Source organism: [Clostridium] colinum (genome assembly GCF_940677205.1).
Taxonomy (GTDB): Bacteria; Bacillota; Clostridia; order Lachnospirales; family CAG-274; genus Tyzzerella; species Tyzzerella colina.
In genome coordinates this window covers 518,130-538,914 of the sequence record NZ_OW712331.1, presented here as the reverse complement: position 1 = coordinate 538,914, position 20,785 = coordinate 518,130, and the positions used below count along the sequence as shown (strand labels likewise).

Genomic DNA, 20,785 nt, shown 5'->3' with positions numbered 1-20,785 from the left:
ATATTATATAAGATTATTTTTCACTTTCCTTAAATCCTTCTAATCTCATTTTTTTGTATGCTTTAAATTCACCTTTTTCTAAAGCTTCTCTTATTTCTTCCATCATATTATTATAAAAATATAAATTGTGTAAAACACATAATCTCATAGCCAACATTTCTTTAGCTTTAAAAAGATGTCTTATATAAGCTCTACTATAAGTTTTGCAAGCAGGACAATTACAATCTTCTGCTATTGGTCTATCATCTAGCTCATATTTAGCATTATTAAGATTTAACTTACCTTTGTTAGTATATACATTAGCGTGTCTACCATTTCTAGCTGGCAAAACACAATCAAAAAAGTCTACGCCTCTATCTACGGCTTCTAAAATATTTTCTGGAGTGCCAACTCCCATAAGATATGTTGGTTTATTTTGTGGTAAATAAGGTACAACATCTTCTAATATTCTATACATTTCTTGATGTGTTTCTCCAACTGCAAGACCACCTACTGCATATCCATCTAAGTTTAAGTCTGATATAACTTTTGCATGTTCTATTCTAATATCTGAATAAGTCCCCCCTTGATTTATTCCAAAAAGCATTTGCTTTTTATTTATCGTATCATCTAAAGAGTTTAATCTATTCATCTCTTCTATACATCTTTTTAACCAACGAGTAGTCCTATCTACAGAATTTTGCATATATTCTCTAGTAGCTGGATAAGGAGGGCATTCATCAAAAGCCATAGCAATAGTAGATGCAAGATTAGATTGTATTTGCATACTTTCTTCTGGTCCCATAAATATTTTTCTACCATCTATATGTGAATTAAAATACACACCTTCTTCTTTTATCTTTCTAAGACCTGTTAAAGAAAATACCTGAAACCCACCAGAATCTGTTAATATAGGCTTGTCCCAAACCATAAATTTATGTAAACCGCCTAATTTTTTTACAACTTTATCTCCTGGTCTTAAATGTAAGTGATATGTGTTAGAAAGTTCTACTTGTGTTTTTATCCCTTGTAAATCTTCTGTAGAAACTGCTCCTTTTATAGCTGCTATAGTACCTACATTCATAAACACTGGTGTTTTTATAATTCCGTGTACTGTGTGAAATTCACCAAGCTTAGCTCTTCCTTCTGTTTTTAATAGTTTATACATAATTAAACCTCTACTTTATTTATTTTAATAATCTCATTATACAATATTTTTTTTATATAATAAAGCCTTATTTACTATTTTAATATTAATTTTTTTAATTATATATCAATATTGTTGAATAATTTGTTTTATTAATATATAATTTATTTAGTTATTCAAAATTACTTATATTTAGGAGAATTTTTATGATAAATTTTATTGCAACAACAACTTTTGGGCTTGAAGCTATTGTTAAAAGAGAAGCTCAAAATTTAGGATTTTCAAACATTAGCGTAGAAGATGGTATTGTAAATTTTACTGGTGAAATAAAAGACATACCTAAAGCTAATATATGGTTTAGAAGTGCTGACAGAATATTAATTGTAATGGCAAAATTTAAAGCTACCACTTTTGAAGAATTATTTCAAGGAGTTAAAGCTGTAAATTGGGCAGATTTTTTACCAAAAGATGCAAATTTTATTGTGTCTGGTAAATCCTTAAAATCTACTCTATCTAGCGTTCCAGCCTGTCAAAAAATAACAGAAAAAGCTATTGTAGAAAAATTAAAATTAACATATAAAGGTATAGAATATTTTTCAAAAAGTGGTAATTTATATAAAATACAAGTATCTCTTTTAAAAGATACTGCTACTATAACACTTGATACAAGTGGAACTGCTCTACACAAACGTGGATATAGAGAAAATCAACTTTCTGCCCCTTTAAAAGAAACTTTAGCAAATGCTTTAATAGATTTAAGCTACTATAAAAAAGAACGTATACTCATAGACCCAACTTGTGGTTCTGGCACTATAGCTATAGAGGCTGCTATGAGAGCTAAAAACATTGCACCTGGTCTTATGAGAAGCTTTGCTTCAGAAAATTGGGAATTTATAGATAAGTCTTACTGGAAAGATGCAAAAAAAGAGGCTTATAGCAAGATAGATGTAACATATCGTCCAGAAATATACGCAAGTGATATAGATGAAAAAGCTATACAAATAGCTAAAGGTAATGCAAAAATAGCTGGTGTTGATGATTGTATAAGATTTGAAGTAAAACCATTAAATAAATTAAATATTAAAAATATTAAATATGGTATTTGTGTTTGTAACCCTCCATATGCTGAACGTATTGGAGTTTTAAAAGAAGTTGAACAACTTTATAAAGATATGGGAAAAATTTTTAATAGTAATAAAACTTTTTCTACATATGTATTAACCTCGCACAAAGGATTTGAAAATTTATACGGTAGAAAGGCAGATAAAAAAAGAAAATTATTTAATGGTAATGTAAAAGTTGAATATTATCAATTTTTTGGAGAAAAGCCACCAAAACAAAATAAATAAAAATAATTATTACATAATATTATTATGTCTAAGACTGAAGACAAAATATTTTTGACTATTTTTATAAAAAGTATAAAAATTTTAATCACAAAATAAAGCTTTGCCTCGTATTGTGTAAAAAGCTAGATTTCTAGGTACTTTAGTCCTTAAGCAATTATTTTTTGAAATGTTGTAGACAAAGTCTTCAACCTCTAACATAATATTATTATATATATTAATTTAAATTAATTTTTTAGGAGGTTAAAATGTTAAATGAAAATGATATAAGTCTTTTAGAAAATAGCTCGAAAATTAACCTTACGTTAGAAGAAAAAAATTATATAATATCTAATTTTAATACTATATTAAAAAAATGTGATATACTTAAAGATTTACCTAAAACAAAAGAAGTATTTTTTAATAATATTGAAGATGAAATAATGTAATTTGGAAATGGAGATAACTTATATGAATATTTTCAATATGACTGCTTTACAAATTGGTAATAAAATAAAAAATAGAGAATTAAGTTGTTTAGAAGTTACAAAATATTTTTTTGATAATATAAATAACAAAAGTAACGGTTATATATGTTTTTGTGAAGATTATGCCTATAAAAAAGCTAAAGAAATACAAAAAAAGCTTGATAACAAAGAAAATTTACCTATTTTAGCAGGTGTACCTATATCTATAAAGGATAATATATGCACTAATAATATAAAAACTACTTGTGCCTCTAATATGCTTAAAGATTTTACTCCATCTTATAATGCAACTGCCTTTCAAAAATTAGAAAATGCAGGAGCTATACTTGTTGGTAAACTTAATATGGACGAATTTGCTATGGGTAATAGCGGTAAAACTTCTTTCTTTGGAGCTTGTAAAAATCCTTGGGACAATACAAAATCTACTGGTGGCTCTAGTAGCGGTTGTGCTAGTACTTTAGCATATAATGAAGCAATTTTTACCCTAGGCTCAGACACTGGTGGTTCTATAAGACAACCTTCTGCTTTTTGCTCTGTAACCGGTATTAAACCTACTTATGGTCTTGTTTCTAGATATGGCCTTGTTTCATTTGCTCCATCATTTGACCAAATAGGACCTATAACTAAAGATGCTTTAGACTGTGCTAAAACTTTAGAGATAATTAGTGGATATGATAAAAATGATAGCACTACAATAAAAAAAGATAATTTTAAATTTATAGATGAAAATTTTAATATAAAAGGACTAAAAATTGGTGTTTGTAAAAATTTTATAGAATATAGTGATGATGAAGTAAAAGAAGAAATATTAAAAACTATAAATATATTAAAAAATATGGGGGCTATAATAGAAGAAATAAATCTGGACGTTATAGAATATTCTATGCCTACGTATCAAATTTTATCTAACGCTTTAGCCTTTTCTAATATGGCTAGATATGATGGTATAAAATATGGGCTTAAACCTGAAAATATAGATTGTTTAAATGAATTGTGTATAAAATCTAGAACAGAAGGCTTTGGTATAGAAGTAAAAAAACGTATAATGCTTGGAAACTTTATATTAAAAAATAAAGATATTGAAAATAGTTATTATAAAAATGCTATAAATGCTAAAAATTATATAGCTAAACAATTTAAAGAGGCTTTTGAAAAATATGATATTTTATTATCACCTACAACACCTAAAACTCCTACTTCTTTTGACGATGATAGCGAAACAGATATATTTTTAGTATGTTCTAATCTAATAGGTACTCCTTCTATATCTATACCGTGTGGGTTTACTAAAAGCAATATACCAGTAGGGTTACAACTAATGGGTAACTATCTTAATGATAGCCTTATATTAAATGTAGCAATATGCTTTCAAAAAAATACAGATTTTCATCTAAAAAAACCTAACATACAATAGGAGGAAGATATGGATTATAAAGTTAATATTGGCTTAGAAGTTCATATAGAACTACTTACTAAACATAAAATGTTTTGTATGTGTAAAAATAACTTTGGTGATATACCAAATAAAAATATCTGCCCTATTTGTACAGGGCTACCTGGTAGTTTACCAGTACCTAATAGAGATGCTATATATCTTGCTGTTAAAGCTGGTTTAGCTACAAACTGTATAATAGATAAAAAAATAATATTTGATAGAAAAAACTATTTTTATAAAGATTTACCTAAAGGATACCAAATAACTCAATTTTTTAATCCTATTTGTAGAAATGGATATATTAGTTTATCAAATAAAAATATAAACATCAAAGAAATTCATATGGAAGAAGATGCAGGAAAAAGTAAAAATAATATTATAGACTATAATCGTGCTGGTGTTCCTCTATTAGAGCTTGTTACTATGCCTGATTTTGAAAATGAAGAAGAAGTTATAGAATTTTTAAATATTTTAAAAGAAATTTTAGTTTTTTGTAATATATCCGATTGTAAAATCCAAGAAGGGTCTATGCGTGTAGATATAAACTTATCTGTTAGAAAAGAAAATGAGCCTATGGGAAATAGAGTTGAAATTAAAAATGTAGGCTCTTTTAAATCTATAAGAAATGCTATTAAATATGAAATAAAAAGACATATAGAATTATTAGAATCTGGTAAAACTATAAATACAGAAACTAGAAAATTTGATGAAAATAGCAATAAAACTGTTTTTATGCGAAATAAAGAATCTATTAATGACTATTGTTATTTTAAAGACCCAGATATAACACCTATAAATTTATCTAATGATTTTATAAAAAATATAGCTAAAACTATACCTACATTACCACAAGAAAAACGAAAAATTTATAAAAATTTATATAATTTATCTATTGATGATATTAATATAGTTCTATATAATCCTAAAATAAACTCTTTATTTGAAGAATTAGTAAATAAAACAAATAAACCTAAAGAAGTTGTAAATCTTATATCTAGCGAGCTATTTAAAATATTAAATGAAAAAAATTTAAATATTGATACTTTAAATTTTAATACTAATTATATATCAAGCCTTATAAATATATTTTTAGATAATAAAATCTCAAGAGACACTTATAAAAAAGTATTTTTAGAAATAATAGTTAATAATATTAATCCTATTAATTTTATAAAAGAAAATAACTTGTATTTAATAGAAGATACAAAATTTATAGAAGATACTATTATAAATATAATAAATGAAAATACTAAAAGTGTTTTAGACTATAAAAGTGGTAAAGAAAAAGCATTAAAGTATTTAATAGGACAATGTATGAAAGCTTTTAAAGGAAAATGTGATATAAAGCTTATAGAAAAATTATTATTAAAGCATATAACTTAAACATTAATTTGTATACTAAATTTATATATTTTACACTTTTTAAAAATAGTTGAAAATTTTTTATTTTTTGATATAATTTATATAAACATTAAAATGATATATTTTAAAATTAAATTAAGGAGGTAATAGTATGACTAAAATTGATTTAAATTCCCCTACTGAAGATTATGCTAAAATAATTTTACAAGGTCTTGGTGGTAAAGATAATATCAAATTTATGACAAACTGTATAACTAGACTAAGACTTGTCTTAAATGATATATCTAAAATAGATGAAGATTTATTAATAAAAAAGACTGGTGCTACTAAAATCATTATAAATGAAAATGATGTTCACGTTGTTTATGGAATACACGTAGAAAAAATAAAAAAAGCTATAGATGAAGCTATAAAAAATGAAAAGTCTAACGAAGGTTATGTTGGTGATGTTAATGTAAAAAAAATATTGCAAGGTATTGGTGGTAAAGATAATATTAAAGATTTAACAAACTGTATGACTAGATTAAGACTTGTTTTAAACGATGTATCTAAAATAGATGAAAATTTATTAATAAGTGAAACCTTTGCTAGTAAAGTAATCGTTATAGATGAGCATAATGTTCATATTGTTTATGGATTAAAAATTGAAGAAATAAGAAACGCTCTAGAAAAAGAACTTAAAAATATCTAATAAAAATTATAATAATTGTGAAAATTTACTTTAAATTATTTAAAAAGCCAAATTTTTAAAGGATTTAAACCTTTTATTAGAAAATTGGCTTTTTTTCATACAAAATTTTTATTATATTATTGTATTGAAGCTGTAGATTTTAGCTACAACCTCAATATAACTTATTTTTATTTTTTATTATTTAACTAAAGCAATAACTTCAACTTCAACTAAAACTTGTTTTGGCAATTCTTTTACCGCTACACAAGAACGAGCTGGATTAGAAGTAAAATATTTAGCATATATTTCATTAAATCCTGCAAAATTTGACATATCTGATAAAAAGCAAGTAGTTTTTATAGCATTTTCAAAATTTGTACCTGCTTCTTCTAAAACAGCTTTTAAATTTTGCATAACTTGCTCTGTTTGTTCACTTATATTACTACCTACTACTTCACCATCTAAATTTAAAGGTATTTGACCAGATGTATATAAAATATTATTTACTAGCATAGCTTGTGAATAAGGTCCTATTGCTTTAGGTGCTTTGTCTGAATGTATTTTTTTCATAAATTTACCTCCAAGTTTTTATTTATAGTATATATTTTTTTTGTTTTTTAGTCAATTATTTTTACCAATTTTTAATAACTTCTATTGCTTTTTCTAATTGTAAATCTTCATTACTACCTTCTAAATTAGTTACTTTATAATGTGGTTCTATTCCTGTTCCATCTATACAAATACCACTAGGTGTATAATATTTAGCCATAGTAATTTTTACTCCACTACCATCACTTATTTGATATGTATTTTGTACAACACCTTTTCCATAAGTAGTATTACCAACTAATTTACCAACACCAAAATCTTTAACAGCGCCTGATAATACTTCTGACGCAGATGCAGAATTTTCATTTACAAGTATAACCAAAGGTTTGTTATAATAATTAGCATCTGATTTATGATAATCTCTATTACCATTTTTATCTTCTATATAAGTTATTGTTCCCTCTGGTACTAGCATATCTGTAATTTTATTAACTGTTGTTAATAACCCTCCTGGATTATTTCTAAGGTCAATTATAAGCCCATTAGAATTAGATAAATTATCAAATGCTTCTTTAAACTGTTCATATGTAACACGGTCAAATTGTGATATTGATATGTATCCTATGTTGTCTTGTAAAGTTTTATACTCCACAGTAGGAACATCTACATGTTTTCTTGTAACACTTACATCAAATGTTTTATTACCCTCTTCTCTATAAATAGTAATTTTTACCTTTGTACCCTCTTCACCTTTTATATTAGATATTATCTCTTGATAGTTTTCTATATTTGGAACAACATCTTCTACTTTTACTATTTTATCCCCTTCTTTTAATCCACTTTCTTGTGCTGGAGACCCTTTAAATACTTTATTAATATTAATTTTTCCATCTTCTGTTAAATTAACCATTATACCAATACCTACATAGTTTCCCTCTGTGCTTTCTAAAAATTGTTTAAGTTCATTTTTAGAAAGATAATAAGAGTAAGGGTCGCTTAAAGAAGCTATCATACCTTTATACATTGTTTCTTCCATAAGCTCTTTATCATAGTCATTTACATAATATTTATCTACTATTGATTGTATTTCTGCTGTTTTTTGCTTTAATGTTAATTCTTTTGCTATAAATCTTTTATAAATTAAATTTATATTTGTTACAAAACTATTTATAACAAATAAAGCTACCATCCCAAAAATAAATCCTGTAAAAAAACTTTTTTTATTATTTTTCATGTTTTCACCTCTTACTTTTTATATATAATAAAAATATTATATATTTATTTTATTATTAAGTTTTAATAAAATTCTTTATTTTATAAACAAATTTAAACTAAAGATTTAGCCCATTTATTTTTCTTAACTCTAGCACTACTAAAAAATCCTTTTACAATTTCTTCTGAATATACCATAGCATATGTTATATATATAGGTAAATCTAAAATATAGGCCCCTAAAAATGCCATTGGAATACCTATAAACCAAACACTAGCAAAGTCTAATATTGCTGTATATGTTGTATCACCACCACTTCTTAATATACCAACAATAGTTGTATAATTATATGTTTTAAATATCATACCAACAGCAACAACTATTAAAAGTTTGTGTGTATAATCTTTTACTAAGTCTTTTACATTAAATATATTAATTATATATGGTGATAAAACTAAAAGAATTAATCCCATAATACTACTTATAATAACAGTAAGTATTATACATTTTTTAGAATACTCTTTTGCTTTTTCTATATCTCCATATCCAAGTACATTAGATAGTAATATTCCACAACCACCTCCTATAGCTACACCCATAACAACAAATAAATTTTGGATAGTTCCTGTTATTTGTATAGCAGATTGTGCATCTGTACCGCTAAATTTATAAGCCATATTACAAATAGACACACCTGTAGCCCATACTATTTCATTTAAAATAATTGGTGTACAAACTTCAAAATATGATTTTAAAAACTTTTTATTAAAATTAAAGTAATTTTTAATATTTGTAATAATAGGAAGTCTTTTTCCAAATATAATTAAAAGTTGTGATATAAGCTCAACACACCTTGCACAAAGTGTTGCCATAGCTGCCCCTTTTACACCATATCCTAACTTAAATATAAATAAATAATTTAATATAATATTTGTAATAAGTGCTATAAATGTTGTTATCATAGGAAAATGTGTTTTTCTAATAGCTTTTAATGCTGCATTTATTGCCATAATAAATGATATAACAAAATATGAAAGGCATACAACCCTTAAATAATTTACTCCTTCTGCTATGACATTTATATCTTTAGAATATAAAGACATTAAAAATTCTGGAGCTAAAATAATAGCTAAAACAAATATACTAGCATTTAAAATGCTTAATATTATACCAATTCCTATAACTTTATGTATTCCTTTAAAATCTCCTTTTCCAAAATATTGACCTACAAACACAGCTGCACCACTGTTTATGCCAAATAAAATAAGGTTAAAAACAAAAAATATTTGGTTTGCAAGACCAACAGATGTAATTGCAACTTCTCCTAATTGTCCTATCATAAAGTTATCAACAAGATTTACAGAAGAATTTAATAATTCTTGAAATATAATTGGTATTACTAATAAAAATAAATTTTTAAAAAATATTTTGTCTGAAAAAAAATTTTTCATATAACACCTCTGCTTAAAATAAAAATTTTTATTAAAAATTTTATCATTAAAATAATTAAATTGCAACTATATCTATTTTTTTATAAATTATTTTATTTAACTAAATTATTATATTATATATAAACTTTTTTTATTCTAATGTCGTATATGTATATATAATGAAAAGATAAAAATTTTAATTGTATATTATGAGGTGTATGCTTATGGAAAAAAGACTTATATTATCTAAAAGTGATAAAATGATAGCTGGTGTTTGTGGTGGTATAGGTGAATATTTTAAAATTGACCCTACTATTATAAGAATATTTTTTGTTTTATTATCTTTTATATTTTTGGGCTCTACTATACCTCTATATATTATATTTTGGATTATAATACCAAGCCAAAATATTAAAATACCTACTAAAAAATATAAAGAAGGTTTTTATGATTTTAGTGAATTTGATGATAAATAACAATTTGTTTGCACATTTTTAAGGTTATAGACTTTGTCTATAACCTTTTTTATATACTAAATTTTTATAACATTTATTATATGTACTATACTAAAATGTTGTGATATAATTACACAGTAAATTTAATTTTTATGCAGAGTAGGAAATTGTACGTTAAGTGATAGTAAGACGGGGAGTTGCTTATTATACGAAAAGAATTTTTCTTGCGATACATTTTCCGCATCCCGCTGCTAACATAATTTTACTATGTTTGTGGCATATTTTATCAACTTATTAGGAGGTAATTTATGTTTAATTTATTTAAAAATTTATTTAAAGATTCGTTTTTAGAATTAAAAAAGACTAAAACTATTGTTATTTGTGGACTTTTATTAGCTATTTCTTTAATGCTAAATACTCAGTCCATAAAGATAGAGGGTGTAACTATTATAACATTCTCTTTTATAGCCAACTCAATTGCTGGATTTTTATTTGGACCTATACCAGCTGCTATGTTAGGAGGCTTAACAGATGTTTTAACGCATATTATGAATCCAAAAGGAGCTTATTTTTTTGGTTTTACATTTAATGCTATTTTAGGCGGTCTTTTTTATGGACTATTTCTTTACAAAAAAGTTTATGATTTAAAAAAATTAGTTATAAGAATTATTTTTTGTAAGCTAACAATTAGTATTATTATTAGTTTTGTTTTAGGTACTATTTGGCTTTCTATGATTTCTGGTAAAGGCTTTCTTGTTTTGTTACCAGCTAGAGTATTTAAAGAATGCTTTATTGTTCCTATCCATTGTATAGTTATGTATATTGTTCTAAAAACAGTAAACAAAGTATACAATCAGTTAAATTTAGATATTAAATAATAAAATAATACTTTTTTAATATATAGTAAAGGGTGATTTTATGATTTTTAAAACAAATGTAACCGTTAGATATCAAGAGACAGACCAAATGGGCGTTGCTCATCACTCTGTTTATCCTATATGGTATGAAGAAGCTAGAACAAATTTTATAAAATCGTGTTTAAATATTTCATACTCTGAAATAGAAAAAATGGGTATATTATTACCTTTAAGCAAGCTTAATTGTAAATATATAAAGCCTGCTTTATATGAAGATATTTTAACTATACATACGTATATAAAAAATGTTTCAAGTGTTAAATTAGAATTTGAATATAAAATATTTAAAAATGATGAGCTTATTAACACAGGTTACACAGAACACCCTTTTGTTAATAAAGATTTTAAACTTATTAATTTAAAAAAAGAAAATTTAAAACTTTATAATATTATAAACTCAGCTTATAAAAATTAAATTTAATATAAATTTTATATTTTAATATTATTAAAATATATAAAATAAAAAGGTTATAGAAAAATATATAACCTTTTTATTTTTTTTATTTATTATAATAAAAATTTGTTGACAATATTTATTATGTAATATACTATTTATATAAATTATCAATATATCAAGGAGGATAAAATTGTTTGATATAGAAGAAGAATTAAAAAAAGTACCTACAAATTCTGGAGTATATTTAATGTTTGATAAAGATGATATTGTTATATATATAGGAAAAGCCAAAGTTTTAAAAAATCGCTTAAGACAATATTTTAGAGATAGTAGCAAACAAAATTCTATTAAAACATTAAGCATGGTAAAAAAAATTAAAAGATTTGAATATATAATTACAAATACAGAAGTTGAAGCACTTATTTTAGAAAATAACCTTATAAAAAAATATGACCCAAAATATAATATACGTTTAAAAGATGACAAAACATATCCTTATGTAAAAATAACAACAAATGAAATGTTCCCTAAAGTTTTTATTACTAGAAAACATAATAATGATAAAGCAAAATATTTTGGTCCTTTTACAAATAGCCTTATGTTAAAAGAAAGTATTGAGCTTATCCATAATATATTACCAATAAGAAGTTGTAATCTTAAATTTCCTAGAGATTTAGGCAAAAATAGACCTTGTTTAAATTATCACATAGGAAAATGTTTAGCTCCTTGTAATTATCATATAACAGAAGAAGAATACAACAAAATAATAAGCCAAGCAATAGACTTTTTTAACGGAAAACATAATGAAATAATCACATTTTTAGAAAAACAAATGACTACATTTTCTGAAAATTTAGAATTTGAAAAAGCTATGGAAATAAGAGATAAAATTTTTGCTATAAAAAAATTAGAACAAAATCAACTTGTAGAAAATTCTAATATAGATGACAAAGATGTAATAGCCTTTGTAAAAGCTAACTATGAAGCTATGGTTCAAATATTTTTTGTTAGAAATGGAAAAATTATTGGTAGAGAACAATTTTTATTAAATAACGTAGAGCATATGTCAAGAAGTGAGCTAATGGAAAATTTTATAAAACAATTTTATAGCGGTACCCCTTTTATACCTAAAGAAATTATCTTACAAGAAGAAATTACAGACAAAGAAACTATAGAACAATGGTTATCTTCTATAAAAGAGCAAAAAGTTTATATTACAACCCCTAAAAAAGGTGAAAAACATAAACTAGTAGAAATGGCTTATCAAAATGCTTTAATAAGCTTTGAACGTTTTGGGGATAGACTAAAAAAAGAACAAGAAAAAACCGTTGGAGCATTAAAAGAAATCTCTAAAGCACTAGGTATAAAAAAATATTTAAAACGTATAGAAGCATATGACATATCAAATACTCAAGGTATAGAATCTGTTGGTTCAATGGTTGTTTTTGAAGATGGTAAACCTCTTAAGACAGATTATAGAAAGTTTAAAATAAAATACGTTGTTGGCCCTAATGACTATGCTAGTATGCAAGAAATAATAAAAAGAAGATTTTTAAGATATATTAAAGAAAATGATAATAATATAAAAAATAGTTTTAAAAAAATGCCTGATATTATATTTTTAGATGGTGGAAAAGGTCAAATAAGTGCTGTTTTTGAAATTCTAACAGAGCTTAATATAAATGTTTTGATATGTGGTATGGTAAAAGATGATAACCATAAAACTAGAGGTCTACTATTTAATAATAAAGAAATAGAATTAAAAAAATCTTCTGAAGCATTTAAACTTATAACAAGAATACAAGATGAAGTTCATAGATTTTCAATAGAATTTCATAGAAAATCTAGAGAAAAAACTGTTATAAAATCCGTATTAGACAATATAGAAGGTATTGGAGAAAAACGAAAAAAAGCATTATTAAAACATTTTGGGTCTATAGATAAAATTAAAAATGCTAGCATTGACGAGCTTTTAGAAGTTGATACTATGAGTAAAAAAACTTCTGAAGCTGTATATAATTTTTTTAGAAAATCTCTTTAATTTATAAAAATATATAGCCTCTTTTAATAAACAGTTATATATTTAAAGCTGAAGACAAAATATTTTAGACTAATTTTTGATTTTTATACTTTATAAGACTTTACTTTAGATTATATAAAAGGCTAGGTTTATAATAGGCTTAACCTTGCACCAAAAAATTTGTTATATTCATCAATATTTTGTCGTTATAATTTTATTATAACGACAAAATATTGTAAACAAGGTCTATACCCTATTTAAATAATATTATTTATCATATCTAACATATTTAAAAATTTTTTTCTATCTTCTTCTGGTAAATTTAAAATTATAGCCTGTATAAGAGTATCTTTTTCTTTATCTGATATTTTTACCTCTTTTGATATACAGTTATAAAAATTCATTATATGTAAAATAGCTTCATTTGTACTTTTGCCTTTTATATTAGATATAAGTACATTAAATTTTTCTAATACTTCTGGATTTATACATTTAAATGCCTCTTGTTTAAAAATTTCATCATAATTCATTAAATATCACCTCTTCTATAATTTTTGTTTAATATAGATTTCATTTCCATAGCCTTTAAAAATAAATCTGCTATATATTTATTATTTTCGTTTACATTTTGTTTTATATGTAAAATAGCCTCTTTTTTTAGGTCCAAAACTTGTTCTTTATCTATATTTTTATGTGCCTCTTTATATTTACTTAATAATTGATTTATTTCTAAATAATTTAAGATTTTATAAATATTATCATTATCTTCTCCAAGAAGTGGCAAAATAGATTTTATATTATTTATAGAATTTATTTTTAATAAATTATTTTCTTTTGAATTTTCTTTATTTTTATTTTCTTTTATTATATTTAAAAGATAGCTAATATTATTAAAATCTATATTATTTTCTAATTCCATAAATTTAACCTCCCAAAATATATTTATATAAAAATATGCAAAAAATAAAAATAAATACTAACAAAATTAAATTTATTAGTATTTATTTTATTATTTATATAGTATTATTTTTTCTTTACAGAATATCCAAACTTACCTATATAATCTCCTAAAGCATAGTATTCACCATGAGAATAACATATTGGTTCACTTTTGTCAAAATGGAATTTTCCATTTTCGTCCATATATTTTTCATCTGCCATAGTAGATACTACATTTGCTATAAACATATGATGTGTACCAAGCTCAACAATATCTTTTACTTTACATTCAATATTTATTGGGCTTTCTTCTATAATAGGACAATTTAAATTATGTGCTTTTTTAGCTGTTAAATTCATTTCTTTAAATTTATCAACATCTTTTCCAGATTTTACACCACAATAATCTGTTGCAAAAGCTAAATTTTTAGTTGTAAGATTTATTACAAATTCTCCAGTGTTTTTTATAATATCATAAGAATATCTACTTGGTCTAACAGATATATAAGCCATAGCAGGGTCTGTGTTAATAGTTCCTGTCCACGCAACAGTTATTATATTTTTTTGCCCTTTTTCATAATCTCCACAAGATACCATTACAATTGGTACTGGATAAAGAATAGTCCCTGGTTTCCAAATTTGTTTTGACATAAAATTCTCCTTTAATTATATATAAATTAATTATATTTATAAAAATTATTTATTATTATTAATTTTTATTTTAAAATAAATTTATTTAATGATAAAAGTTATTTATTGTATCTATAATATAAAATTTTATTAATGATTGTGATTACAACATTCATCAGAACAATTATGTTGTTCAAGTTCTTCTAGTGCTTCAATCATTTCAGAATCTATTAAAGTTTTAAATTTATATGTAATTAAAATTCCTGTTTCATTTTTTAATCCTTCTAATGCATTTTTAAAATATATTTTTAATGCATTTATATTTAATGGACAAGGTATATAGATAAAAAACTCTTGCTTTAATTTTTTTAACATTATATTAGTTATATCTAAACTATCTATAAAAGATAAAAATTCTTCTATTTTTTTATCTTTAAATTCTTGTGTTGCAATATTATTAGTACTGTTACTACAACTAAATATAATATTTTTTTCAAAATTTAACACATCATAATCTTCTAAAGCTAAACATACTTTTATAGCATCTGTATAATTATCATATTTTATTTTTTTGATATAATTTTTTATTATTTCTTCATTTTTAAGTACATTTTTTAAAATTTGTTCGTATTTAACTTCCATATTATTTGCTATATTTTCATAAGTAGAAAAATCTTTATTTTCTATCATTTCGCAAGTATAATAATACATATCTTTTAATATAAAGTCATCTTTAAAAAGATATTCTGTGTCTACTGCAAAATTATATATTGATAATATATCCATAATACAACCATATATAGCCCCTATATCCCCTATCTTATTGCTGTATTTTTCTGCCATTTTATCAAGATTTTCTAATATTTCTAAAAGTTCATCTTCTTTCATACTTTCATATTTTTTATTAAAAATATTTATTAAAAAATCTTTATCTTCTATATACATAAAAGGTGCAAACTTAAATTTTAAATTTTCTATTTCTTCATCTACTAATTTTTCTGTTGATTTTTCAAATAAAACATTTAAACTTTTAGTTATATAATCTTTATAATCCATTTTTATCATATTACAACTTAATAATGATAATAATAAACCTGCATTTTTTTGTATCGTATTTTCAGAATCTAATTCATCTAAAAAAGTATATATTATATCTAATACCATTTCTGCTTTAAATTTAATATTATCATCTATTTCACCATTTTTTATTTGATAATAATCTGAAATAATCGAGCTTAATAAATCTATAAAATTTAAAGTTGCTTTTAATGATATTTGAACTTTTTCAATTTGTTTTATATCTTGTTTTATATTATCTATGAAAGGAACTCTACTTTCAAAATCTTTAGACAATATGTTTTTTATATTATAAAAATAATTAGGAAGATTATTTTTTATTTTTTTTATACTAATATCCATATCTTCATAGCTATCTTCTTCAAAATATTCGCATATTTCATAAATATTATTTAAAATTTTTAAAGAAAGTTTATCTTTTACATATGTTATAGCTAATGAGTTTAATTCTTTTTCGTTCATAATAAATTCCTCCATTTCTATATATAATATAACATAAATTAAACAATTTTAAAATATTTAAAAAAATATTTAATCAAAAATAGACTAATTTACTAATATATGTTAAAATAGATTTAAAGGAGCGTGAAAAATAATGTTTAATGTGGTAATTGCCGATTTAGAAGAAAACCACACTCGAGGTATAAAATCATATATAGATACAAATTTTTTACAATTTAAAATAAAAAAAGTTTTTTCAAACGAAAAAGATTTTTATAAATATATAAAAAGTAACTCTATAGACCTTATAATTATGGAAATAAGATTTTTAGGTGTAGAATTTTTCAAAAAAATGAGTGAAATTTCTTCTACATATAAAAATACAAAATTTATCGTATATGGGGCTATGTCTGATGTAGACTATTTAGAAAAAGCCTTAGACATTGGAGCTATATCTTATACAATAAGACCTGTAAAACCCGTTGATTTAAATAAATGTTTAAATGTCTATATTGGATATATGAAAGCTAAAGAAACTTTTGAAAAAGAAGAAAAGTTATTATCTGTAGAATATATTCAAAATTTTAAACTTTTTGAAGATAAATTTTTATCTGTTTTATTAAATGAAAGTGTATTTGACAAAGAAGAAATTAAATCAAGTTTTGAATATTTTAATATACATATAACCCCTCCATATACAGTTGCTATATTTAGAATAGATTATTTTAGAAAATATATTTTAAATAAATCTCAAAAAGAAAAGCATCTTATAAGTTTTAAGCTTTTAAAAATAATACAATCTAGTGTAAATAATGCAAAAGCTTTTATAAACCTCTTTAATGAAATTGTTGTTATATTAGGTGGAGAAACTGAGCTTGAATATATTTTAGATGAAATGACTAATATAAAACAAAAAATCAAAGAAGAAACAGATATATGTGTTTCTTGTGGTATAGGTAGAACATATGATGAACCAGATAAAATACATACATCTTTTTTAGAAGCAATAGCTGCGCTTAGATATCGTTGTATAATTGGATATAACTCTGTTATATGTATAGAATATGTTGAACCAGAAAACACTTTTACTGCAAGCTACCCTTACAAAAGAGAACAACTTTTAGTCTATACTGCTATTATTGGGGAATATGAGTATTGTTTAACACTACTTAGCCAAATATTTGAGCAAATAAATGTTTATAAAGATAAATTTGAAAGTATATTACCTCAAGTTATTATGTCTATTCTTATATCTATAAATAGGAATGCTTTTGAACAAGGACTTAAAATAAAGCCAATAAATACATTTTTTGATACATCTAAAGTTCTTTCATTAAAAACTATTGATGAAGCTTATGATTTTTTAAAAGTTAACTTAAAAATATTTTGTGATTACATAAATGATTTTAGAAAAAAAATAGAAGATGAAACTTTCGAAAAAACTATTCAATATATAAATCAAAATTATTTTAAAAATATAAACTATAAAATTTTAAGTAGACAATTTAATTATAACGTTAAATATTTCAAAAAAATATTTGAAGAAAGAACTGGAAAACATATAGAAGAATATGTAGCACAAATTAGAATAAATAAAGCTAAAGAGTTAATTTCAACAACTAATTTAACTGATGATTTGATAGCACTTAAAATAGGCTATGATGATGTAAATGTATTTAGACAAACGTTTAAAAGGTTAGAAGGAATATTAGCAGGAGATTTTAGATATATAAACAGAGACTTAAAAAATAATTCACATTACAATTAGAAAGAGGATATTTTATGAATTTAGGAAAAATCGCTTTTACAACTTTAGGTTGTAAAGTTAATTTATATGATACCGAAGCTATGATAGAGCTTTTTGAAAAAGAAGGATACACTCTTGTAGATTTTGATGACTTTGCCGATATATATGTTATAAATACTTGTACTGTTACAAATTTAGGGGATAAAAAGTCTAGACAAATGATTAGAAGAGCAAAAACATTAAACCCAGACAGTATTATAGTAGCTACTGGTTGTTATTCTCAAGTAGCTCCAGATGAAGTTTCAAAAATAGAAGGAATAAATATCGTTATTGGTACAAAAAATAGATTGGAAATAGTAGAAACTGTTAAAAAATATCAAGAAGAACATAAAACAGATGTTTTAAACACTGTATCTGATATTATGAAAGAGCGTATATTTGAACCTTTATCTATATCTGAGCTTAAAGATAGAACAAGAGCTTATTTAAAAATTCAAGAAGGTTGCAACCGTTTCTGTACATACTGTATAATACCTTTTGCACGTGGACCTGTTAGAAGTAGAAAACCAGAAGACGTTATAAATGAAGTTAAAAATCTTGCTAAAAATGGGTTTAAAGAAATTGTTTTAACTGGAATACATATTTTATCTTATGGTATGGATTTAAAAAATACTAATCTTATAGATATAATTAAAAAAGTACATAATGTAGATGGTATAGAGCGTATACGTTTTAGCTCAATAGAGCCTCTTGTTGTAACAGATGAATTTATAGAAGAAATGAAAAAACTCCCTAAAGTTTGTGATCATTATCATTTGTCTTTACAAAGTGGTTGTAACAAAACTTTACAACGTATGAAAAGACAATATACAAAAGAACAATATGAAGAAGCTATTATAAAACTTAGAAAAACCTTTCCTAATGTTGCTATTACTACGGATATAATTGTTGGGTTTCCTGGTGAAACAGAAGAAGACTTTATAGATAGCTATAATTTTGCTAAAAAAATAAAAATAACTAAAATACACGCCTTTCCATATTCACCTAAAAAAGGTACTAAAGCTGCACTTTTTGATAATCAAATACCTAATGATATAAAAAATAAACGTAATAAAAAAATGATTGAATTATCAAATTCTATAAATATAGAATTTTTACAAAGTATGATTGATAAAACTATGCCTGTTTTATTTGAAAGAGAAAAAGAAAAAGGTGTATATGAAGGCCATACTACAAATTATATAACAGTTTCTGTAAAAAGTGATACTGATATAACAAATAAAATATTAAATGTTAAACTTACAGATATAATTAAAGAAGAGAATATGTTCGGTATTATTTGTTAATAATAAATATAAAGATACTAAAGGTTATATAATTATATAACCTTTTTTAATTTATAAAAAAATTTTACAATTATTTTTTAAAAAGTAATTGCAATAATATTTAATTTGTATTATTATTATTACAGTAAGTAATGTTCGGAGTTTATATTTATTTTATGGAGGTGATTTTATGGTAGAAAAAGATTTATCATTAACTCAAAAATTTGATGCTTACCAACAAAACGAAAAGTCTAAAGTAGATTTTATGGTTACAGATGTAAAAAACGCAATGCTAGAAAAAGGATATAACCCTGTTAATCAAATAGTAGGTTATATTTTATCTGGTGACCCTACCTATATAACTAGTCATAAAGGTGCTAGAAGTATTATCACTAAAATAGAACGAAATGAGCTTTTAGAAGAAATTGTTAAAAGCTACTTAAATAGTTTATAGCTAGGAGAATAAAATTGAGAATATTAGGATTAGATTTTGGACAAAAAACTATTGGCGTTGCTATAAGCGACCCTTTTGGTTGGACTGCTCAAGGTATTGAAATTATACGCCGTGATAAAGAAGAAGCTATTAACAAAAGTATTGAAAGAATCGGACAAATTATTAAAGAATATAATGTTGAAAAAATAGTTTTAGGCTATCCTAAAAATATGAACAATACTGTTGGTGAACGCGGTGAAAAAACTGAAGCATTTAAAAAAAAGCTAGAAAAGACTTTTAATAATATTGAAGTTATACTTTGGGATGAAAGGCTTAGCACTGTTGGTGCTGAAAGAAGTCTTTTAGAGGCCGATTTAAGCCGTAAAAAAAGAAAAAATGTTATTGATAAAATGGCCGCTGTATTCATATTACAAGGTTATTTAGATTGTAATAGTAAATAATTTTATTTATAAAAAGAAGGGATAAATATGCAAGAAGAATTTGATAATATTTTAGATGATATGGAAGATACTTATGATGTTGTATCTATTGTTTCTGAAAATAATGAAGTGATAGATTGTTTTGTAATAGATGGTGTTTTGGATAACAATACACAATATTTACTTGTTGTTTCTTGTGATGATTTTGATAAAGATGAAGCAGAAGCATTTATTTTAAAACAAATAGGCGAAGATGATGAAGAGGCTATATATGCTCCTGTTGAAGATAATAATGAATATAATAGAGTTTTAATTCTTCTTCAAGAAAATGAAACTGATTATGAAATGGAATTTTAATAAAATTAT

22 protein-coding genes and 1 riboswitch are annotated in these 20,785 nt (G+C 23.9%); of the genes, 14 read left to right on the top strand and 8 right to left on the bottom strand.

Features of this window, described 5'->3' with window-relative positions; all coding sequences use genetic code 11:
• Positions 1 to 13 precede the first annotated feature (13 nt).
• Positions 14 to 1,147, bottom strand: a complete 1,134-nt coding sequence (gene tgt / locus NBW53_RS02705; RefSeq protein WP_250278586.1) for a tRNA guanosine(34) transglycosylase Tgt — start codon at positions 1,145 to 1,147, stop codon at positions 14 to 16.
• A gap of 185 nt (positions 1,148 to 1,332) precedes the next feature.
• Here tgt and NBW53_RS02700 point away from each other — a divergent pair, with 185 nt between their 5' ends.
• The 5 genes from NBW53_RS02700 to NBW53_RS02680 all read left to right on the top strand — a co-directional run bounded on the left by NBW53_RS02700 (position 1,333) and on the right by NBW53_RS02680 (position 6,427).
• Positions 1,333 to 2,475, top strand: a complete 1,143-nt coding sequence (locus NBW53_RS02700) for a THUMP domain-containing class I SAM-dependent RNA methyltransferase (protein WP_250278585.1) — start codon at positions 1,333 to 1,335, stop codon at positions 2,473 to 2,475.
• A 245-nt stretch (positions 2,476 to 2,720) separates the two neighbouring features.
• The gene (locus NBW53_RS02695) at positions 2,721 to 2,900 is read left to right on the top strand and encodes a hypothetical protein (RefSeq protein WP_250278584.1); all 180 of its coding nucleotides are present in this window, start codon (positions 2,721 to 2,723) and stop codon (positions 2,898 to 2,900) included.
• Between the two features lie 22 nt (positions 2,901 to 2,922).
• The gene (gene gatA, locus NBW53_RS02690) at positions 2,923 to 4,353 is read left to right on the top strand and encodes an Asp-tRNA(Asn)/Glu-tRNA(Gln) amidotransferase subunit GatA (RefSeq protein WP_250278583.1); all 1,431 of its coding nucleotides are present in this window, start codon (positions 2,923 to 2,925) and stop codon (positions 4,351 to 4,353) included.
• Positions 4,354 to 4,362: 9 nt separating this feature from the next.
• Positions 4,363 to 5,757 carry an Asp-tRNA(Asn)/Glu-tRNA(Gln) amidotransferase subunit GatB gene (gene gatB / locus NBW53_RS02685; RefSeq protein ID WP_250278582.1) on the top strand — a complete coding sequence of 465 codons (1,395 nt, stop codon included), beginning with the start codon at positions 4,363 to 4,365 and terminating at the stop codon, positions 5,755 to 5,757.
• 130 nt (positions 5,758 to 5,887) lie between these two features.
• Complete coding sequence (locus NBW53_RS02680; RefSeq protein ID WP_250278581.1) at positions 5,888 to 6,427, top strand: PTS transporter subunit EIIB; 540 nt, start codon at positions 5,888 to 5,890, stop codon at positions 6,425 to 6,427.
• A gap of 177 nt (positions 6,428 to 6,604) precedes the next feature.
• On the opposite strand, the gene NBW53_RS02675 is transcribed toward NBW53_RS02680, so the two are convergent.
• From NBW53_RS02675 to NBW53_RS02665, 3 genes are all read right to left on the bottom strand, one after another.
• A complete protein-coding gene (locus NBW53_RS02675) occupies positions 6,605 to 6,976 on the bottom strand; it encodes a RidA family protein (RefSeq protein WP_250278580.1) in 372 nt (123 codons plus the stop codon).
• A gap of 61 nt (positions 6,977 to 7,037) precedes the next feature.
• The gene (locus tag NBW53_RS02670) at positions 7,038 to 8,189 is read right to left on the bottom strand and encodes a S41 family peptidase (protein ID WP_250278579.1); all 1,152 of its coding nucleotides are present in this window, start codon (positions 8,187 to 8,189) and stop codon (positions 7,038 to 7,040) included.
• A gap of 92 nt (positions 8,190 to 8,281) precedes the next feature.
• Complete coding sequence (locus NBW53_RS02665) at positions 8,282 to 9,619, bottom strand: MATE family efflux transporter (protein ID WP_250278578.1); 1,338 nt, start codon at positions 9,617 to 9,619, stop codon at positions 8,282 to 8,284.
• Between the two features lie 203 nt (positions 9,620 to 9,822).
• Between NBW53_RS02665 and NBW53_RS02660 the strand changes: the two genes are divergently transcribed.
• The 4 genes from NBW53_RS02660 to uvrC all read left to right on the top strand — a co-directional run bounded on the left by NBW53_RS02660 (position 9,823) and on the right by uvrC (position 13,408).
• A complete protein-coding gene (locus NBW53_RS02660; protein ID WP_250278577.1) occupies positions 9,823 to 10,074 on the top strand; it encodes a PspC domain-containing protein in 252 nt (83 codons plus the stop codon).
• A 132-nt stretch (positions 10,075 to 10,206) separates the two neighbouring features.
• A riboswitch (THF riboswitch) is annotated at positions 10,207 to 10,306 on the top strand.
• 55 nt (positions 10,307 to 10,361) lie between these two features.
• Positions 10,362 to 10,931, top strand: coding sequence for a folate family ECF transporter S component (locus NBW53_RS02655; RefSeq protein WP_250278576.1), 570 nt, complete (start codon positions 10,362 to 10,364; stop codon positions 10,929 to 10,931).
• A gap of 40 nt (positions 10,932 to 10,971) precedes the next feature.
• The gene (locus NBW53_RS02650) at positions 10,972 to 11,385 is read left to right on the top strand and encodes an acyl-CoA thioesterase (RefSeq protein ID WP_250278575.1); all 414 of its coding nucleotides are present in this window, start codon (positions 10,972 to 10,974) and stop codon (positions 11,383 to 11,385) included.
• A 172-nt stretch (positions 11,386 to 11,557) separates the two neighbouring features.
• Positions 11,558 to 13,408 (top strand): excinuclease ABC subunit UvrC, encoded by a 1,851-nt coding sequence (uvrC, locus tag NBW53_RS02645; RefSeq protein ID WP_250278574.1) that lies wholly within the window; start codon positions 11,558 to 11,560, stop codon positions 13,406 to 13,408.
• A 236-nt stretch (positions 13,409 to 13,644) separates the two neighbouring features.
• Here uvrC and NBW53_RS02640 read toward each other — a convergent pair whose 3' ends face one another.
• The 4 genes from NBW53_RS02640 to NBW53_RS02625 form a co-directional block, all read right to left on the bottom strand.
• Positions 13,645 to 13,917, bottom strand: a complete 273-nt coding sequence (locus tag NBW53_RS02640; RefSeq protein WP_250278573.1) for a hypothetical protein — start codon at positions 13,915 to 13,917, stop codon at positions 13,645 to 13,647.
• Positions 13,917 to 14,306, bottom strand: a complete 390-nt coding sequence (locus tag NBW53_RS02635; RefSeq protein WP_250278572.1) for a hypothetical protein — start codon at positions 14,304 to 14,306, stop codon at positions 13,917 to 13,919. The genes NBW53_RS02640 and NBW53_RS02635 overlap by 1 nt, the downstream gene beginning before the upstream one ends.
• Before the next feature lie 104 nt (positions 14,307 to 14,410).
• Complete coding sequence (locus tag NBW53_RS02630) at positions 14,411 to 14,977, bottom strand: flavin reductase family protein (protein WP_250278571.1); 567 nt, start codon at positions 14,975 to 14,977, stop codon at positions 14,411 to 14,413.
• A gap of 129 nt (positions 14,978 to 15,106) precedes the next feature.
• The gene (locus NBW53_RS02625; RefSeq protein WP_250278570.1) at positions 15,107 to 16,495 is read right to left on the bottom strand and encodes a hypothetical protein; all 1,389 of its coding nucleotides are present in this window, start codon (positions 16,493 to 16,495) and stop codon (positions 15,107 to 15,109) included.
• 133 nt (positions 16,496 to 16,628) lie between these two features.
• Here NBW53_RS02625 and NBW53_RS02620 point away from each other — a divergent pair, with 133 nt between their 5' ends.
• From NBW53_RS02620 to NBW53_RS02600, 5 genes are all read left to right on the top strand, one after another.
• A complete protein-coding gene (locus NBW53_RS02620) occupies positions 16,629 to 18,242 on the top strand; it encodes a helix-turn-helix domain-containing protein (protein WP_250278569.1) in 1,614 nt (537 codons plus the stop codon).
• Between the two features lie 14 nt (positions 18,243 to 18,256).
• A complete protein-coding gene (gene mtaB / locus NBW53_RS02615; RefSeq protein WP_250278568.1) occupies positions 18,257 to 19,567 on the top strand; it encodes a tRNA (N(6)-L-threonylcarbamoyladenosine(37)-C(2))-methylthiotransferase MtaB in 1,311 nt (436 codons plus the stop codon).
• A 169-nt stretch (positions 19,568 to 19,736) separates the two neighbouring features.
• The gene (locus NBW53_RS02610; RefSeq protein WP_250278567.1) at positions 19,737 to 20,000 is read left to right on the top strand and encodes an IreB family regulatory phosphoprotein; all 264 of its coding nucleotides are present in this window, start codon (positions 19,737 to 19,739) and stop codon (positions 19,998 to 20,000) included.
• A 14-nt stretch (positions 20,001 to 20,014) separates the two neighbouring features.
• Positions 20,015 to 20,440 carry a Holliday junction resolvase RuvX gene (gene ruvX, locus NBW53_RS02605; RefSeq protein WP_250278566.1) on the top strand — a complete coding sequence of 142 codons (426 nt, stop codon included), beginning with the start codon at positions 20,015 to 20,017 and terminating at the stop codon, positions 20,438 to 20,440.
• 27 nt (positions 20,441 to 20,467) lie between these two features.
• The gene (locus NBW53_RS02600) at positions 20,468 to 20,776 is read left to right on the top strand and encodes a DUF1292 domain-containing protein (protein WP_250278565.1); all 309 of its coding nucleotides are present in this window, start codon (positions 20,468 to 20,470) and stop codon (positions 20,774 to 20,776) included.
• The last annotated feature ends 9 nt before the right edge of the window (positions 20,777 to 20,785 follow it).

Coding starts and splice junctions, on each gene's coding strand:
- tgt (WP_250278586.1), bottom strand. CDS start 1,147: ATGTATAAACTATTAAAAACAGAAGGAAGAGCTAAGCTTGGTGAATTT.
- NBW53_RS02700 (WP_250278585.1), top strand. CDS start 1,333: ATGATAAATTTTATTGCAACAACAACTTTTGGGCTTGAAGCTATTGTT.
- NBW53_RS02695 (WP_250278584.1), top strand. CDS start 2,721: ATGTTAAATGAAAATGATATAAGTCTTTTAGAAAATAGCTCGAAAATT.
- gatA (WP_250278583.1), top strand. CDS start 2,923: ATGAATATTTTCAATATGACTGCTTTACAAATTGGTAATAAAATAAAA.
- gatB (WP_250278582.1), top strand. CDS start 4,363: ATGGATTATAAAGTTAATATTGGCTTAGAAGTTCATATAGAACTACTT.
- NBW53_RS02680 (WP_250278581.1), top strand. CDS start 5,888: ATGACTAAAATTGATTTAAATTCCCCTACTGAAGATTATGCTAAAATA.
- NBW53_RS02675 (WP_250278580.1), bottom strand. CDS start 6,976: ATGAAAAAAATACATTCAGACAAAGCACCTAAAGCAATAGGACCTTAT.
- NBW53_RS02670 (WP_250278579.1), bottom strand. CDS start 8,189: ATGAAAAATAATAAAAAAAGTTTTTTTACAGGATTTATTTTTGGGATG.
- NBW53_RS02665 (WP_250278578.1), bottom strand. CDS start 9,619: ATGAAAAATTTTTTTTCAGACAAAATATTTTTTAAAAATTTATTTTTA.
- NBW53_RS02660 (WP_250278577.1), top strand. CDS start 9,823: ATGGAAAAAAGACTTATATTATCTAAAAGTGATAAAATGATAGCTGGT.
- NBW53_RS02655 (WP_250278576.1), top strand. CDS start 10,362: ATGTTTAATTTATTTAAAAATTTATTTAAAGATTCGTTTTTAGAATTA.
- NBW53_RS02650 (WP_250278575.1), top strand. CDS start 10,972: ATGATTTTTAAAACAAATGTAACCGTTAGATATCAAGAGACAGACCAA.
- NBW53_RS02640 (WP_250278573.1), bottom strand. CDS start 13,917: ATGAATTATGATGAAATTTTTAAACAAGAGGCATTTAAATGTATAAAT.
- NBW53_RS02635 (WP_250278572.1), bottom strand. CDS start 14,306: ATGGAATTAGAAAATAATATAGATTTTAATAATATTAGCTATCTTTTA.
- NBW53_RS02630 (WP_250278571.1), bottom strand. CDS start 14,977: ATGTCAAAACAAATTTGGAAACCAGGGACTATTCTTTATCCAGTACCA.
- NBW53_RS02625 (WP_250278570.1), bottom strand. CDS start 16,495: ATGAACGAAAAAGAATTAAACTCATTAGCTATAACATATGTAAAAGAT.
- NBW53_RS02620 (WP_250278569.1), top strand. CDS start 16,629: ATGTTTAATGTGGTAATTGCCGATTTAGAAGAAAACCACACTCGAGGT.
- mtaB (WP_250278568.1), top strand. CDS start 18,257: ATGAATTTAGGAAAAATCGCTTTTACAACTTTAGGTTGTAAAGTTAAT.
- NBW53_RS02610 (WP_250278567.1), top strand. CDS start 19,737: ATGGTAGAAAAAGATTTATCATTAACTCAAAAATTTGATGCTTACCAA.
- NBW53_RS02600 (WP_250278565.1), top strand. CDS start 20,468: ATGCAAGAAGAATTTGATAATATTTTAGATGATATGGAAGATACTTAT.